Origin of the sequence: Pseudomonas sp. BP6, assembly GCF_017875935.1 — a bacterium.
Lineage (GTDB): Bacteria > Pseudomonadota > Gammaproteobacteria > Pseudomonadales > Pseudomonadaceae > Aquipseudomonas > Aquipseudomonas putida_Y.
Window position 1 is genome coordinate 238486 of the sequence record NZ_JAGINI010000001.1, and the last position, 15838, is coordinate 254323.

Consider the following 15838-nt stretch of genomic DNA (forward strand, 5'->3'; position numbering starts at 1 on the left):
TGTTGTATCTGGACGGTCAATGGGGCCGATTCCCCGTTCTGCCCAAGAATTCGCAAGAAACCAGTTCCCCCAAGAGCCACTGAAAAAGGTAGGAAACCGTGAACCCGGTAATCAAGACTTTCCAGTTCGGTCAATCGACCGTCACTCTCGAAACGGGCCGTATTGCCCGTCAGGCAACCGGCGCCGTGCTGGTTACCGTCGACAACGACGTCACCGTGCTGGTGACTGTGGTAGGCGCCAAACAGGCTGATCCAGGCAAGGGTTTCTTCCCGCTGTCGGTTCACTACCAGGAAAAGACCTACGCCGCTGGCAAGATCCCAGGTGGCTTCTTCAAGCGTGAAGGCCGTCCTTCCGAGAAAGAGACGCTGACCTCGCGCCTGATCGACCGTCCGATCCGTCCGCTGTTCCCGGAAGGCTTCATGAACGAAGTGCAGGTCGTCTGCACCGTGGTTTCCACCAGCAAGAAGACTGATCCGGACATCGCTGCGATGATCGGTACCTCGGCTGCCCTGGCCATTTCCGGTATTCCGTTCGAAGGCCCGATCGGCGCTGCCCGCGTTGCCTTCCACGAAAGCACTGGCTACCTGCTGAACCCGACCTACGAGCAGCTGGCTGCCTCGAGCCTGGACATGGTCGTTGCCGGTACCTCCGATGCTGTACTGATGGTTGAGTCGGAAGCTCAAGAGCTGACCGAAGACCAGATGCTGGGTGCCGTACTGTTCGCCCACGACGAATTCCAGGCTGTTATCCAGGCTGTCAAAGAGCTGGCTGCCGAAGCTGGCAAGCCGACTTGGGACTGGAAACCTGCCGTTGCCAACACCGAGCTGTTCAATGCTATCCGCGCCGAGTTCGGCGAAGCGGTTTCGCAGGGTTACACCATCACCGTCAAGGCCGACCGCTACGCGCGTCTGGGTGAGCTGCGTGACCAGGCGGTTGCCAAGTTCTCCGGTGAAGAAGGCCAGCCTTCGGCTTCCGAAGTAAAAGACATCTTCGGCGAAATCGAATACCGCACCGTTCGCGAAAACATCGTCAACGGCAAGCCTCGTATCGACGGCCGCGACACCAAGACTGTACGCCCGCTGAACATCGAAGTGGGTGTGCTGCCGAAAACTCACGGTTCGGCACTGTTCACCCGTGGCGAAACCCAGGCCCTGGTCGTTGCGACCCTGGGTACTGCCCGTGATGCCCAGCTGCTGGACACCCTCGAAGGCGAGAAGAAAGACCCCTTCATGCTGCACTACAACTTCCCACCGTTCTCGGTAGGTGAGTGTGGCCGCATGGGCGGTGCTGGCCGTCGCGAAATCGGCCACGGCCGTCTGGCCCGCCGTTCGGTTCAGGCCATGCTGCCTGCTGCTGACGTGTTCCCGTACACCATCCGCGTGGTTTCGGAAATCACCGAATCCAACGGCTCCAGCTCCATGGCTTCGGTCTGCGGTGCATCCCTGGCCCTGATGGACGCCGGTGTGCCGATGAAGGCGCCGGTTGCCGGTATCGCCATGGGCCTGGTCAAGGAAGGCGACAAGTTCGCAGTCCTGACTGACATCCTGGGTGACGAAGACCACCTGGGCGACATGGACTTCAAGGTAGCTGGTACCGCCAAAGGCGTCACCGCGCTGCAGATGGACATCAAGATCAACGGCATCACCGAAGAGATCATGGAAATCGCCCTGGGCCAAGCCCTGGAAGCGCGCCTGAACATCCTCGGCCAGATGAACCAGATCATTGGCCAGTCGCGTACCGAACTGTCGGCCAACGCCCCGACCATGATCGCGATGAAGATCGACACGGACAAGATCCGCGACGTCATCGGTAAAGGCGGCGCCACCATTCGCGCCATCTGTGAAGAGACCAAGGCTTCGATCGACATCGAAGACGACGGCTCCATCAAGATCTTCGGCGAAACCAAGGAAGCGGCAGATGCTGCCAAGCAGCGCATCCTGGGCATCACCGCTGAGGCCGAGATCGGCAAGATCTACGTCGGCAAGGTTGAGCGCATTGTCGACTTCGGCGCCTTCGTCAACATCCTGCCTGGCAAGGACGGCCTGGTGCACATCTCCATGCTGAGCGATGCTCGCGTCGAGAAAGTCACCGACATCCTGAAAGAAGGCCAGGAAGTCGAAGTGTTGGTACTGGACGTGGACAACCGCGGCCGTATCAAGCTTTCGATCAAGGACGTTGCTGCGGCCAAGGCCTCGGGCGTCTAAGCGACACACGCTACAGAGAAAGGGCCCTTCGGGGCCTTTTTTCATGGGCGACGGGAACCTTTTGCGGACTTGCATCTTGCATGCAGGTTTACCGCGCTGATTGCAAAATGCACGACCATCGAAGTGATGGTTGTTTGCTAACTGATTGATTTAAAAGGAAATAATAGAAGTGGCAAAGCTGGCACAGCCCGTGCAACTACCTTCATACCTGCCGCCAGGACATACGGCGCAGACCTTTCGAAAAACAGGAGTGACCCACATGAAGAAGTTCGCCATTGCTGCCGCTACTGCTACCGCTCTGACCCTGACCATGGCTAACGGTGCATTCGCCGCTGAGCCAACCCAGGCTCCAGTCATGTTGGCGGCCAACACCGTTGACAACGCCAAGCAAGAGGGCTCCGACACTTGGATCACTACCAAGGTCAAAGCTGACCTGCTGACTGAAAAAGGTATCCCAGGCAGCGACATCAAAGTCGAGACCAGCCAAGGTGTTGTGTCCCTGTCTTCTGACGTGAAGGTTACCGAATCGCAGAAAGAAGAAGCGGTACGCATCACCAAGAACATCAAAGGCGTCAAGAGCGTGATGTCTGACGGCCTGAAAGCCGAATAAGGAATGTCCCGTCGGCCAAATGGATTTGGCCACCTCCATCAAAGCCCTGGCCCGTGCCAGGGCTTTGTCTTGCGCTCAATACACCGGGTTGCGCGCGATCACATCGCTTTCGAAGCATTCCTGCTCAAGGATCAGCGGTTCCACCAATGGCCGGCTGTCGCGAAAGTGCGCGGTCTGGGTATGCGCTTCATACGCAGCATCATCGCGGTAGATTTCGTAGAGATAGATCAGCTCCGGGTCGACCCGATCCTGCGACACATCGAACACCAGGCAGCCTGGCTCACTCGCCACGGAAGCTGCGGCATTGACTTTGATTGCACTCAGGAACGCGTCGGCGCATCCAGGTTTCACTCGGGTCTTGATGAACAGGCTATACACAAAGGGCTCCTTTTGTTTTAAATTCAATAATGAATTGTATACAAAAGTGGAGCTCCGCAAATGTCCGAATTGCCTGCACGCCCTGGCCGCCTGAATGGCCTGCGCCACATCGCCCTGCTGGTGCCCAACCTGGAGGAGTGTGAACGCTTCTACGTCGATGTGCTGGGTATGGAAGTGCTGAATCGCGCCAATGAGGACCTGGTGTACCTCACCTGCGGTAACGATAACCTGTCGCTTGGGCGTGGGGCAGGAGCGGCCAACGGGTTACAGACCCTGGATCACTATGGATTCATTGTCGACAGCGTGGAGGAGTTGGAAGCCTGGTACCAGTACTTCAAGGCTCATGGCGTGACCTTGCTCGACCGACCGTTCAATCACGGTGACGGCGCACGCAGCTTCCACCTGTTGGACCCGGCGGGAAACAAGGTTCAACCGCTGTATCACCCGGCGGTGTCGGGGCAGCGGTTGGTTTGAAACCCGTGCTGGCCTCTTCGCGAGCACGCCCGCTCCCATCGGTATTGCGCAGGTCCGAGGTTGTGCGCCATCTCTGTGGGAGCGGGCGTGCCCGCGAAGAGGCCAGGCCTGGCACAGGGAATTACTCGGCATCCAGGTGCATCGGCGTAATCACCCGCCCATCGCTTTCAGGCTGGCCCAGGCTGGTATCGATGAAATACACCCGGTCATCTTCCAGCTTGCCCTTGTCCACCAGGTAATCCTTGATACTGCTGGCCCGCTCCTGGCCCAGTGTACGCAGCAAGGCGGTACTCTCAGCCCATGACTTGATCACCGCGTCGCGCAGCTTGGTGGTACGTTCGTCACGGCTCAGTTGCTCCCATTCTGCTGGCGGCTGTTTTTTCAGGCGGGTGCGGTAAATGCCTTCGAGCATCGCGGGCTTGTCGTCGTCGTCGATCACCAGCATCGAGGCATTGGCCGGCACCTTGTCACCCCGTCGCTGCAGGATCTTGTACCAGATAGTCTGGTACTCACGCTCCAGGCGCTTTTGGGCAATCAGCGGGCCATCGCTGGCCTGGGCGCTGGTGCCTTCGATTTCCAGGCGCAGTCCCGGGCGCTCTTTCAGCGCGGATGCCAGCTTGTCCAGGGACGCCTGGGCATCGCCGCTGAGTTCGCTGGAGCCCGGTGCGAACGCCACGTTGCCAAGGTCTTCCGAGCCGCCGCCGCTGATCAGCCCGCCAATGAATTTGAATGGCGCCTGCGCCGCGCGCAGTACCAGGTTGCGCAGGGTTTGCCAAACGATCGGCATCACGCTGAATTGCGGGTTGTTGAGGTCGCCAGACACCGGCAGCTCGATCGAGATCTTGCCCTCGGTATCCTTCAGCAATGCCACCGCCAGGCGGATCGGCAGGTCGACCGCATCCGGGCTGTCGACTTTCTCGCCCAGTTGCAGTTGTTCCACTACTACCTTGTTCTCGGCCTTGAGTTGACCGTTGGTGATCAAGTAGTGCAGGTCCAGGTTCAGCCGGCCCTTGCGGATGCGGAAGCCGGCGAACTTGCCGGAGTAGGGGGTCAACGTGGTCAGTTCGACGCGCTTGAAGCTGGTGGCAATGTCCAGACTGGCCAGCGGGTTGAACGGGTTGAGTGCGCCCTTGATGGTAACCGGTGCGTAGCGGTCCACCTTGCCCTTGACGTCGACATTGGCCGGCAGCGGCTTGCGGTTGTCGATGGTGCCGATCTGGCCGTTGAGTTGCTGGATGGCCGTGGCGAAGTTGGGGGTAAGCGACAGGTCGGCAAAGTTGGCCGAGCCGTCCTTGATGTCGATCTGGCCGATGTGGATGCCGAGCGGCTTGCTATTGCTGGCCGTGGGCGGCTTGGCCTGGCTGCTCGTCGGGGCGCCGGCCGGTTGCGGGATCAGCAGGTCATTGACGTTGGTAGTACGGTCTTCGTTGATGATGAAGCGTGCATAGGGCTGCAGCAGGGTCACCTTGTCGATCGACAGTGCATCGCCGTGCACGTAGGACAAGCCGTCCACGTTCACCTGCTGCCATTTGACGAAGTCGCGGCTCTTGATGGTGTCAAGCGTATGCAACTGGCTGACCTGCGCCTTGCCGGTAACATTGAAGGCCAGCGGCTCGGTGTTCTTCAGGTCGACCTTGAGGTCGCTGGAGAGCATGCCGCTGCGCAGCTCCAGCAGGATGAACGGGCTGATGTAGGCCTGGGCCACACGCAGGTCGATGTCGCGGGTGCTCACATCCAGCTTTGCCCATATCGGTGCCAGGTTGACCTGGCCTGCGGCCTGCAGCTTGCCTTGCTTACCCACACCTGTGTCGAGTTTGACGGTGAAGGGCGACTGGTTGAGGCTGTCGAAATCTTGCAGGTCGGCGTTGAGGGGGCCAATGTCCAACGCTACCGGTTCCTTCTGGCTGCGATCTGCCAGGTGCACCAGGTAATTGCGCAACTGCACGTCCTTGAGCAGCACTTGCCAAGGTTTGCTTGGCTCCTTGGCAGCTTTCTCTTCAGGCGTAGGTTCTGCGGCAGCCGGCTCGGCCTTTTCCTGGGGCGTGGCCTTGGCGGGTTGGCTGGCGAACAGCTTCTGCCAGTCGAGCTGGCCGTCTTTTTCCAGCGCCGCCCAGGTTTCGAGTTTTTCGCTGCGGACCTTGCCGACGGTGACCTGCTGTTTGACCAGATCGATGGAGGTTTCGCTAACCTCCAGGCTGGCCAGACGTACCAACGGTCGGCCATCCGGCGCCTTGATGGCGAATGGCGCGATGTGTACGGAGGCGTTATCCAGCAGCAGCTCGGTCTGTTTGGCGAGGTTGAGCGTGTAATGCGTATCGAGGTTGAACACGCCGTCTTCCAGCACCAGTGGCACGGCATCGCGCACGTAGGGCCAGAACAGCTTCATCTTGCCGTCAGTGACCTTCAGTGTGCCTTCGGAGGCGATCGGCGACAGGCTCAGGGTGCCCTTCCAGTCGATGCGTCCGCCGTTGGGGCCGCTGGCCACCAAGGTCATGTCGGCGCTGTCGTTGGGCAGGGTGCTGAGGTTTTTCAGCTCCAGACTCATGTTGTCGTAGAGAAACTCGATCGGCTCGCTGGGACGCAGGTCCTCGAAGTGCAGGTAGCCTTGGACGAGCTTGATGCTGCCAATACGTAGCGGGAACGGGTCGCTGGGCGGTTCTTCGGGTTTGGCTTCGCTGGCCGGTAGTTTGAACAACCCGGTCAGGTTGAGGGTACCGTCCTTGGCGAACCGCACTTCGTTGCGCGGTTTGTCGAGTTCCACCGCTTCCAGATGCAGGGCTTTGGTCCACAGGCTGTCGAGCGAGGCGTTAGCATAAAGACGCTCGAAACCGACCTGCTCCTTGCCCGGCTCGCCGATCTGCAGGCCCCACAGTGTCAACTCGAGGCTGAAGGGGTTGAGTTCGATCCGTTCGAGGTGGGCCGGCACGGTGGCGTATTGGGCCAACTGCTGGTTGGCGATGCGCAGTGCGACACCGGGAAGAATGAGAAAGCCGAGCAGGCTATACAGGGCTACCAGGGCCACGATTGCGCCAGCGGCGCGAGTCAATCCTTTGTACATGTGTCGCTTCGTCTGTCTAAGCAGGAGTGCTTGGAGTATGGCACGTTAAATCAGTTCCGCAGGGGCGACCTTTTTGCGCTCAATCAATGCCCATGCGCCGTTTGGCCCGGTGTGCCGAGCCGTCGCGCATTGCCCAGCGCAGGACCGGCGCGGTGCGTCGCAGGCCCAGGCGGATCAGGCGCTGCTGCAGGGGCCCGTGCTGCAGGCCGAGCATGGCCTGGGCCCAGCCGGGCAGCAAGTCGATACCCGCGTGCAGCATCAGTTTGCCAACCGGCTGCGCCAGGCGGCTGGGGGCAGGGGCGTCGAGCAGGATTCGTATCACCTCATGGCTACGCGCATCACAGTGCAGCTGCGGGCGTATGTGTTGCAGATAGTCTTCAACTTGCTGGCACGAGCGCGGCACGTCACGGGCACCGAGGCGCTCGGCGATCAGGGCGATTTCGTTGTAATAGGCATCCTGCTCGGCGCGTGGCAGGTGTGGGTTGCGGTAACGCAGGTGGGCGGCTAGGAAACTGCTGACCTCCGCTACATGCACCCAGGTCAACAGGTCCGGGTCGCTGGCCGCATAGGGGCGGCCATCTGGTGCCGTGCCGGTGACCTGCAGGTGAATGGTGCGCACTTTGTCGATCAGCCACTCGGCATCGCCAGTGGCCCCGAAGGTGGTGCCGGAAATGAACTGGCTGGTACGGCGCAAGCGGCCGAGCAGGTCTTCACGGAAATTGGAGTGGTCCCACACACCGGCCAGGGCCAGTGGATGCAACAACTGCAGCATCAGCGCACTGATGCCACCGACCAGCATGCTCGGGAAGTCGCCATGTACCCGCCAGCTGATGCTGTGCGGGCCGAACAGGCCGGGGTCGCCCTTGGGCGATTCCAGGTCGAGCTGGCCGAGGGCCAGCCCAGTGAGGCTCATGACCTGGGTTTCGATGCGGCGACGAAGGGCTTCCATGGCGACCTGTTGTGCAGGGCGGCCATGATTGGCGGCCGCCGGTTACTGGTTGAGGCGTTTGTCGATCAGGCCCTGTACCACGCTTGGGTCGGCCAGGGTCGAGGTATCGCCCAGATTCTCCAGCTCGTTGCAGGCGATTTTGCGCAGTATACGCCGCATGATCTTGCCTGAGCGCGTCTTGGGTAGCGCTGGCGCCCACTGAATCAGCTCAGGCTTGGCGAAGCTGCCGATTTCCTTGCTGACCAGGGCCAGCAGCTCGGCCTTGAGTGCGTCATCCGGCGACACGCCATTCATGGTCGTGACGAAGGCGTAGACGCCCTGGCCCTTGAGGTCGTGGGGGTAGCCGACCACCGCGGCTTCGGCCACGCTGTCGTGCAGCACCAGTGCGCTTTCCACTTCAGCGGTGCCGATGCGGTGCCCGGAAACGTTGATCACATCGTCGATGCGCCCGGTGATCCAGTAGTCGCCATCGGCATCGCGGCGGGCCCCGTCGCCGGTGAAGTAGTAGCCGGGCAGGGGCTTGAAGTAGGTATCGACCATCCGCTGGTGGTCGCCGTAGACACTGCGGATCTGCCCGGGCCAGCTGGCCTTGATCGCCAGCAGGCCGGCGCCGGGGCCTTCGATCAGTTTGCCTTTTTCATCCAGTAGCACCGGTTGCACGCCGAACATTGGCTGGGTGGCGCAGCCGGGTTTGAGCGACTGCGTGCCGGGCAGTGGGGTGAGCATGATGCCGCCGGTTTCGGTCTGCCACCAGGTATCCACAATCGGGCAGCGCTTCTGCCCGACCTCCTCGAAATACCATTCCCAGGCTTCCGGGTTGATCGGCTCGCCGACGCTGCCCAGCAGACGCAGGCTTTTGCGCGAGGTGCTCTGCAGCGGCGCAGAGCCCTCGCGCATCAGTGCGCGCAGGGCAGTCGGGGCGGTGTAGAAGATGTTCACCTGGTGCTTGTCCACCACCTGCCAGAAGCGCGAGGTGTCCGGGTAGTTGGGTACGCCTTCGAACATCAGCGAGATTGCGCCATTGGCCAGTGGGCCATAGACGATGTAGCTGTGGCCGGTCACCCAGCCGACGTCGGCGGTGCACCAGAACACCTCCCCGTCACGATAATCGAACACCACCTTGAAGGTCATCGTTGCCTGTAGCAGGTAGCCGCCGGTGGTATGCAGCACCCCTTTGGGTTTGCCGGTGCTGCCGGAGGTGTAGAGAATGAACAGCGGGTCTTCGGCCTCCATCGGCTCAGGAGGGCAGTCGTCGCCGGCGGCCTTCGTCGCTTCGTGGTACCAGAGGTCGCGGCCCTCGGCCCAGGCTACATCGCCGCCAGTGCGCCGCACCACCAACACGCTACTGACCGCTGGGCAGTTGGCCAGGGCCTTGTCGACGTTCTGTTTCAGCGGGATGCGTTTACCGCCACGCACGCCTTCATCGGCGGTGATCACGGTGCGACAGTCGGCATCGAGAATACGGTCACGCAGGGCATCGGGGGAAAAACCGCCGAACACCACCGAGTGGATGGCGCCGATGCGGGTACAGGCGAGCATGGCGAAGGCGGCCTCGGGGATCATTGGCATGTAGATGCACACCCGGTCGCCTTTCTTCACACCGCGCGCTTTCATTGCATTGGCCAGGCGGCAGACCTGACGGTGCAGTTCGCGGTAGGTGATGGCCTTGGCGTCCTGAGGGTCGTCGCCCTCCCACAGCAAGGCTGTTTGCTCGCCGCGCTGGGCCAGATGGCGGTCGATGCAGTTGTAGCTGACGTTGAGCTGCGCACCGTCGAACCAGCGGGCCTTGCCGGTCTTGAGGTCGCATTGCTGTACGCTTGACCAGGGCTTGATCCAGTCCAGGCGTTTGGCTTGTTCTGCCCAGAACGTGTCAGGGTCGTCGACCGACTGGCGGTAGAGGCGGTGGTAGTCGTCGGTGCTGAGGGTGGCAGACTGGCTGACGGCCAGGGCCTGCGGGTAATTGCGGATATCGAACATGGCGGGTGGTCCTGCTCTTTTAAGGGGCGATGGACTGCAACGGCTATTCGATAAGACAGTGTAGCTGGGAGAGGTGTTCAACCTGGGCCGGCCTCTTCGCGGGTAAACCCGCTCCTACGAGGTAATGCATAGTCTCGTAGGAGCGGGTTTACCCGCGAAGAGGCCGGCACAAGCTTCGGATCAACCGCGGTGACGGCCGCGGAAGTAGTTGATCAGGCCCTGGGTGGAACCGTCTTCGGCGCTGTCTTCCAGGCTGCCGACCAGGCGCTGGTAAACGCCCTTGCCCAGTTCCTTGCCCAGCTCAACGCCCCACTGGTCGAACGCGTTGATACCCCATATAACGCTCTGGACGAACACCTTGTGCTCGTACATGGCCACCAGCGCACCCAGGCGGCGCGGGCTGATGCGCTCGACCACCAACGTGTTGCTCGGGCGGTTACCCGGGATCACCTTGTGCGGGGCCAGCTTTTCGATGTCCGCTTCGTTGAGGCCTTTGCCGCGCAATTCGGCTTCGGCTTCCTCGCGGGTCTTGCCCAGCATCAGCGCCTGGCTCTGCGACAGGCAGTTGGCGTACAGCCATTGGTGGTGGTCGGCCACCGGGTTGAAGCTCACCACCGGCACGATGAAGTCGGCCGGAATCAGCTGGGTGCCCTGGTGCAGCAACTGGTGGTAGGCGTGCTGGCCGTTGCAACCCACGCCGCCCCAGATCACCGGCCCGGTGTCGGTCTTCACCGGGGTACCGTCTTGCAGCACGCTCTTGCCGTTGGATTCCATGTCCAACTGCTGCAGGTGCTTGGTGATGTTGCGCAGGTAGTGGTCGTACGGCAGGATCGCGTGGCTGTTCGCGTCCCAGAAGTTGCCATACCACACGCCCAACAGGGCCAGTAGCACCGGCATGTTCTTGTCGAACGGTGCGGTCTGGAAGTGCTGGTCCATGGTGTAGGCACCGGACAGCAGTTCCTTGAAGTTGGCAGTGCCGATGGCCAGGGCGATCGGCAGGCCGATGGCCGACCACAGTGAGTAGCGCCCGCCCACCCAATCCCACATCGGGAAGATGTTTTCTTCGCGGATACCGAACGCTACAGCAGCGGCCTTGTTGCTGGACACTGCAATGAAGTGGCGGTACAGCTCGGCTTCCGAGCCGCCTTGGGCCAGGTACCAGGTCCGCGCGGCCATGGCGTTTTTCAGCGTCTCGAGGGTGTTGAACGACTTCGACGAGACGATGAACAAGGTGGTTTCGGCGCGCAGGTTGGCCGACAGCTCGTGGAACTCACTGCCGTCGATGTTGGCCAGGTAGTGGCAGCGTACGCCGCGCTGGGCGTAGGGTAGCAGCGCTTCGGACACCAGCTCGGGGCCGAGGAACGAACCGCCAATACCAATGTTGACCACGTCGGTGATCGGCTTTTCGCTGTAGCCGCGCCACAGGCCATCGTGAATGCGGCCGACCAGTTCGGTGATCTGGTTGAGCACCTTGTGCACTTCCGGCATGACGTTCACGCCGTTTACATTGAGTTTGTCGCCTACGGGCCGACGCAAGGCGGTGTGCAGCACCGGGCGGCCTTCGGAGGCGTTGATGATCTCACCACCGAACATCGACTTGATGGCGTCCTGCAGGCCCACTTCATTGGCCAGGTTGACCAGCAGATCGCGGCTTTGCTCGGTGATCAGGTTTTTCGAGTAGTCGAGGAACAGGCCGCAAGCGCTAAGGGAAAACTGGTCGAAGCGCTTGGCATCGGCGGCGAAGGCTTCGCGCATGCTGAAGCTTTGCATGGCGTCGCGGTGTTTCTGAAGCGCCTGCCAGGCGGGCAGGGCCGTCACATCGTGGGGTGTACGGTAATACGCCATTGCGCGGGGTTCCCTTGGTGCGTGGTGAGGGCTTGGACACGGCAGCCATTGCCGGGTTCAGGCTGGCATCATTATAGGCAAAGGCCACGCGCTGGGAATGGGTAAGGAAGGGGGATTTTGGGGGGCTTTACAAGCAAGTCCGCCCCTACAGCTGAACGTGTAGGGGCGGGCTTGTCTGCGAATGGACTGCAAGGCAGCCCAAGACCATTATGCGGTCTTCTCTTCCACATGCAGGTAGAGGTTGTCGATCAACCGCGTGTTACCCAGGTAAGCCGCCGCAATCACCACCAGGTCTCGATCATCGATCACTGCCGGGCGCAGGCTTACGGCATGGCGTACTTCCAGGTAATCCGGACGGAAACCCGCTGCGCTCAGTTGTGCCTGGCCTTCAGCGACCAGCGCGGCAAAATCCCGCTGGCCACGGCCGATGCCCGCTGCAATGTGCTGCAGTGTGCGGTACAGCGCTGGCGCAGCAGTACGCTGCTCTGGCGTGAGGTAACCATTGCGCGACGACAGCGCCAAGCCATCCTCGGCACGCACGGTGGGTTCGCCGATGATCTGGATCGGCATGTTCAGGTCGCGCACCATGGCGCGGATCACCGCCAGCTGCTGATAGTCCTTCTCGCCGAACACGGCAAGGTCTGGCTGGACCATGTTGAACAGCTTGTTCACTACGGTGGCCACGCCTTCGAAATGCCCAGGTCGGCTGGCGCCGCACAGGCCTTCGGAAAGCTGGGGCACGCTGACGCGGGTTTGCACGCTCATGCCGTCGGGGTACATCTCTTCCACGGTGGGCGCGAAGAGCAGGTTGCAGCCGGCCTGCACCAGGCGCTCCTGGTCGGCTGCCAGGGTGCGTGGGTATTTGTCGAGGTCTTCGTTGGCACCAAATTGCAGCGGGTTGACGAAGATGCTGGCGACCACGAAATCGGCGCGCTGCGCAGCCTTGGACACCAAGGCTGCATGGCCGCTGTGCAGGTTGCCCATGGTCGGCACAAAACCGATGCGTTTGCCTTCACCGCGAGCGCGGGCCACTGCCGCGCGCAGTTCGCGGACGGTCTTGACTGTATTCATGCACTGAACCCGTGTTCGCTGCCTGGGAAACTGACTTGCTTGACTGCCTCGACGTAAGCGACGAGGGCGCTGTGGATATCCGGTTGGCCCTGCATGAAGTTCTTCACGAACTTCGGTACCCGGCCGCTCAGCGACAGGCCGAGCATGTCGTGCAGTACCAGTACCTGGCCATCGGTGGCGCTGCCGGCGCCAATGCCGATTACCGGGATGCCTACGGCGTTGGTGATTTCCGCCGCCAGTTCGCTGGGTACGCATTCGAGCAGCAGCATGGCCGCACCGGCCTGCTCCAGGGCAATGGCGTCGGCGCGCATCTGCCGGGCCTGGGCTTCCTGGCGGCCCTGCACTTTGTAGCCGCCCAGCACGTTGACGGTTTGCGGGGTCAGGCCCATGTGCGCGCAGACTGGCACACCACGTTCGGCCAGCAAGCGGATGGTTTCGGCCAGCCAGGCTGCGCCTTCGATCTTGACCATGTGGGCGCCGGCCTGCATCAGTGTGGCGCTGTTGGCAAAGGCTTGCTCCGGAGTGGCATGGGCCATGAACGGCAGGTCGGTGAGGATCAGCGCGCCGTCGTTGCCGCGTTTGACGCTGGCGGTGTGGTAGGCCATGTCCGCCGTGGTTACTGGCAAGGTGCTGTCGTGGCCCTGCAGGACCATCCCCAGCGAGTCGCCCACCAGCAACACTTCAACGCCGGCCTGGCTGGCGGCCTTGGCGAAGGTCGCGTCGTAGCAGGTCAGCATGGTGATTTTTTCACCCTTGGCCTTGAGGCCGTTAAGGGTGGTAAGGGTTACTTCAGGCATGTAGGAAATTCCTCGTTCAGGCGCTGTAAAAAACGACTGCATTCAACGCGTGTAGTCATCTTCCGGAGCGGCACATCATCGCGCGTGATGTTCGGGCACAGGTCCGTCCGGGCCTAAATACGGGTATGCGGCACTTTGGTGCCACACGGGACGCCTATAGTCGTGAGCGAGGTGTGGGAAGTCAATCACCCTGTTACCGCATTGTTACGATCAGGGTGTTACTGGCGTTACCGAGGTGGCAATGCAGGCTGGAACGCCCGGTTTACAAGCGTTCCAGGCCGACGAACGGGCAGTCGTCAAGCAGTTGCGCGAGGGCGCGGCCATCGGCCAGGCGGAAATCGCCCGGTACCAGTTCGGCCAACGGATACAGCACGAAGGGGCGGGCATGCATGTGGTAATGCGGCACTTTCAGGCGTGGCTGGTCGAGCACCTGGTCACCGAACAGCAGGATGTCCAAATCCAGCGTGCGGGGGCCCCAGCGCTCTTTGCGCACGCGGCCCTGGTCGTTTTCGATGGCCTGCAGCGCATCGAGCAATGCCAGTGGTTCCAGGGCGGTGTCCAAGGCGGCGACAGCATTGGTGTAGCGCGGTTGGCCGGGCAGCAGCGAATCGCTGGTGTACAGGGCCGAGGCAGCTACCAGGCGCGTGGCTTCGACCTGGTCGAGCGCCTGCAAGGCGCTACGCAACTGCTCGGCAGGGGCGTCCAGGTTGCTGCCCAGGCCTACGTAGGCACGAATGGTCACTCGAACGCCTCGTCACCACTGCGCTTGCGTTTGCTGCCGCTGCGCTTGCGTTTGCGCGGGCCGGCGCTTTCGTCACGGCTGCCAAGCTCGCGGATCATCTCGCGGCGCTCGCTGTCGTTTGCGTCCTGGTAATCGGTCCACCACTGGCCCAGGTCGTCGGTCTCTTCCCCGGCGCTTTCACGCAGCAGCAGGAAGTCGTAACCGGCGCGGAAACGCGGGTTGTCCAGCAGCATGTCGGCGCGCTTGCCGCTGCGGCGCGGCAGGCGCTCCTGCATGTCCCAGATCTCGCGGATCGGCAGAGTGAAACGCTTGGGGATGGCAATGCGCGCGCACTGCTCGGCGATCAGGTCGTGGGCCGCACCGTTCATGGCCGGGATCGGCGGCACGCCTTGGTTCTGCAGGTGCAGCACACGGGCCGGCAAAGCTGGCCAGAGCAGAGCAGCGAACAGGAAGGCTGGTGTCACCGGCTTGCCCTGTTTCACGCGCAGGTCGGTGTTGTTCAGCGCCTGGCTGATCAGCGTGTGGGTGTAGGTCGGCCGCTCGTCCAGCGCTTGGGCACTGGCCGGGAACAGCGGTTCGAACAACTCCAGATCGACCAGCATTTCGAAGGCCATGGCACCTTGGCCGCTGAGGAACAGCTTGAGGCATTCCTCGAACAGGCGTGCGGGTGGAATCTCGCGCAGCATCGGGGCCAGACCGCGGATCGGCAGGAAGGTGTGCTTTTCGATGCCAAAGTCGAGCTTGGCGGCAAAGCGCACCGCGCGCAGCATGCGCACCGGGTCTTCCTGGTAGCGGTGGGTCGGGTCCCCGATCAGCCGCAGCAGGCGATTGCGCACGTCGTGCACACCGTTGGCGTAATCGAGAATGCGTTCGCTGACCGGATCGTAGTACAGGGCGTTGATGGTGAAATCGCGGCGCTGCGCGTCCTCTTCCAGGGTGCCGTACACGTTGTCTCGCAGAATGCGACCACTGGCGTTATGCGACGAACGGTGGGCATCGCCCTGGTCGTCCTCGGAGTGGTGGGCGCGGAAGGTGGCGACTTCAATGATCTCACGGCCGAAATGCACGTGGACCAATTTGAAGCGGCGACCAATGATGCGGGCGTTGCGGAACTCGGCACGGACCTGTTCGGGGGTGGCACTGGTGGCCACGTCGAAGTCCTTCGGCGTGATGCCCAGCATCAGGTCGCGGACACAGCCACCGACCAGGTAAGCCTGGTAGCCGGCGCTTTGCAGGCGCTCCACGATGTTAACCGCATGACGGCTGAACTGGTGGCGCTGCAGCGAGTGCTGGCTCTTGTTGATCACCTCGGGCGTGGTGCGCCTGTGGTGCGGGCCCGGTACGGGCGGGCGGAAAGACTGGAACAGCTTCTTCAGCATGGGATGCACTGTGTGAAGGAATGTTCGGCCAAGAATAGGAGAATGGCCGCATGATGGGCGGGGATTCTAGCATTTACTCGGGGAATGGTGTAGGCGGGTAGCAGGATGCCTGCCAGAAGGGTAGAAATGACAAGGGGAGCCTAAGCTCCCCAAGAAGTCATTGCGTGCTCTTATTGTTTTTTTGCTGGGCTTCTTGTTTTTGTTGAGCGCCCTGTCCACAAATCTCGAAACTTGTGGACGACCCCCAAACCGGGGGTAAAGAGCAAACGGATTGCTTTGGCCGCTGATGACACGTTGATCTGTCGATCCAACCAGTTCAGGCGCTGCTTTTTAGTGCAGTTTTTGTTGTTCTCT

12 protein-coding genes are annotated in these 15838 nt (G+C 61.6%); 3 read left to right on the forward strand and 9 right to left on the reverse strand.

Annotation, left to right across the window (positions count from 1 at the left end; all coding sequences use genetic code 11):
- The first annotated feature begins 98 nt into the window (after window positions 1–98).
- Window positions 99–2204 carry a polyribonucleotide nucleotidyltransferase gene (pnp, locus tag J3A98_RS01095; RefSeq protein WP_014859357.1) on the forward strand — a complete coding sequence of 702 codons (2106 nt, stop codon included), beginning with the start codon at window positions 99–101 and terminating at the stop codon, window positions 2202–2204.
- Window positions 2205–2463: 259 nt separating this feature from the next.
- Window positions 2464–2814: a BON domain-containing protein gene (locus J3A98_RS01100; protein WP_021784324.1), complete on the forward strand. Its 351-nt coding sequence runs from the start codon at window positions 2464–2466 to the stop codon at window positions 2812–2814.
- A 75-nt stretch (window positions 2815–2889) separates the two neighbouring features.
- Here J3A98_RS01100 and J3A98_RS01105 read toward each other — a convergent pair whose 3' ends face one another.
- Window positions 2890–3192 (reverse strand): putative quinol monooxygenase, encoded by a 303-nt coding sequence (locus tag J3A98_RS01105; RefSeq protein ID WP_209963397.1) that lies wholly within the window; start codon window positions 3190–3192, stop codon window positions 2890–2892.
- Between the two features lie 60 nt (window positions 3193–3252).
- Here J3A98_RS01105 and J3A98_RS01110 point away from each other — a divergent pair, with 60 nt between their 5' ends.
- The gene (locus J3A98_RS01110; protein ID WP_010955354.1) at window positions 3253–3666 is read left to right on the forward strand and encodes a VOC family protein; all 414 of its coding nucleotides are present in this window, start codon (window positions 3253–3255) and stop codon (window positions 3664–3666) included.
- A gap of 121 nt (window positions 3667–3787) precedes the next feature.
- On the opposite strand, the gene J3A98_RS01115 is transcribed toward J3A98_RS01110, so the two are convergent.
- The 8 genes from J3A98_RS01115 to J3A98_RS01150 all read right to left on the reverse strand — a co-directional run bounded on the left by J3A98_RS01115 (window position 3788) and on the right by J3A98_RS01150 (window position 15484).
- Complete coding sequence (locus J3A98_RS01115; RefSeq protein ID WP_209963399.1) at window positions 3788–6724, reverse strand: DUF748 domain-containing protein; 2937 nt, start codon at window positions 6722–6724, stop codon at window positions 3788–3790.
- 79 nt (window positions 6725–6803) lie between these two features.
- Window positions 6804–7673: an oxygenase MpaB family protein gene (locus J3A98_RS01120; protein WP_209963401.1), complete on the reverse strand. Its 870-nt coding sequence runs from the start codon at window positions 7671–7673 to the stop codon at window positions 6804–6806.
- Window positions 7674–7715: 42 nt separating this feature from the next.
- On the reverse strand, window positions 7716–9650 hold the full coding sequence (acs, locus tag J3A98_RS01125) for an acetate--CoA ligase (protein WP_209963403.1): 1935 nt from the start codon (window positions 9648–9650) through the stop codon (window positions 7716–7718).
- A gap of 180 nt (window positions 9651–9830) precedes the next feature.
- Complete coding sequence (pgi, locus tag J3A98_RS01130; protein ID WP_209963406.1) at window positions 9831–11495, reverse strand: glucose-6-phosphate isomerase; 1665 nt, start codon at window positions 11493–11495, stop codon at window positions 9831–9833.
- Window positions 11496–11702: 207 nt separating this feature from the next.
- Window positions 11703–12566, reverse strand: a complete 864-nt coding sequence (gene panC / locus J3A98_RS01135) for a pantoate--beta-alanine ligase (RefSeq protein ID WP_209963408.1) — start codon at window positions 12564–12566, stop codon at window positions 11703–11705.
- Complete coding sequence (gene panB, locus J3A98_RS01140; protein WP_209963410.1) at window positions 12563–13363, reverse strand: 3-methyl-2-oxobutanoate hydroxymethyltransferase; 801 nt, start codon at window positions 13361–13363, stop codon at window positions 12563–12565. The genes panC and panB overlap by 4 nt, the downstream gene beginning before the upstream one ends.
- Window positions 13364–13625: 262 nt before the next feature.
- Window positions 13626–14105 (reverse strand): 2-amino-4-hydroxy-6-hydroxymethyldihydropteridine diphosphokinase, encoded by a 480-nt coding sequence (folK, locus tag J3A98_RS01145; protein ID WP_209963412.1) that lies wholly within the window; start codon window positions 14103–14105, stop codon window positions 13626–13628.
- Window positions 14102–15484, reverse strand: coding sequence for a polynucleotide adenylyltransferase PcnB (locus J3A98_RS01150; RefSeq protein ID WP_176685366.1), 1383 nt, complete (start codon window positions 15482–15484; stop codon window positions 14102–14104). Before J3A98_RS01150 ends, folK begins: the two co-directional genes overlap by 4 nt.
- Window positions 15485–15838 lie beyond the last annotated feature (354 nt).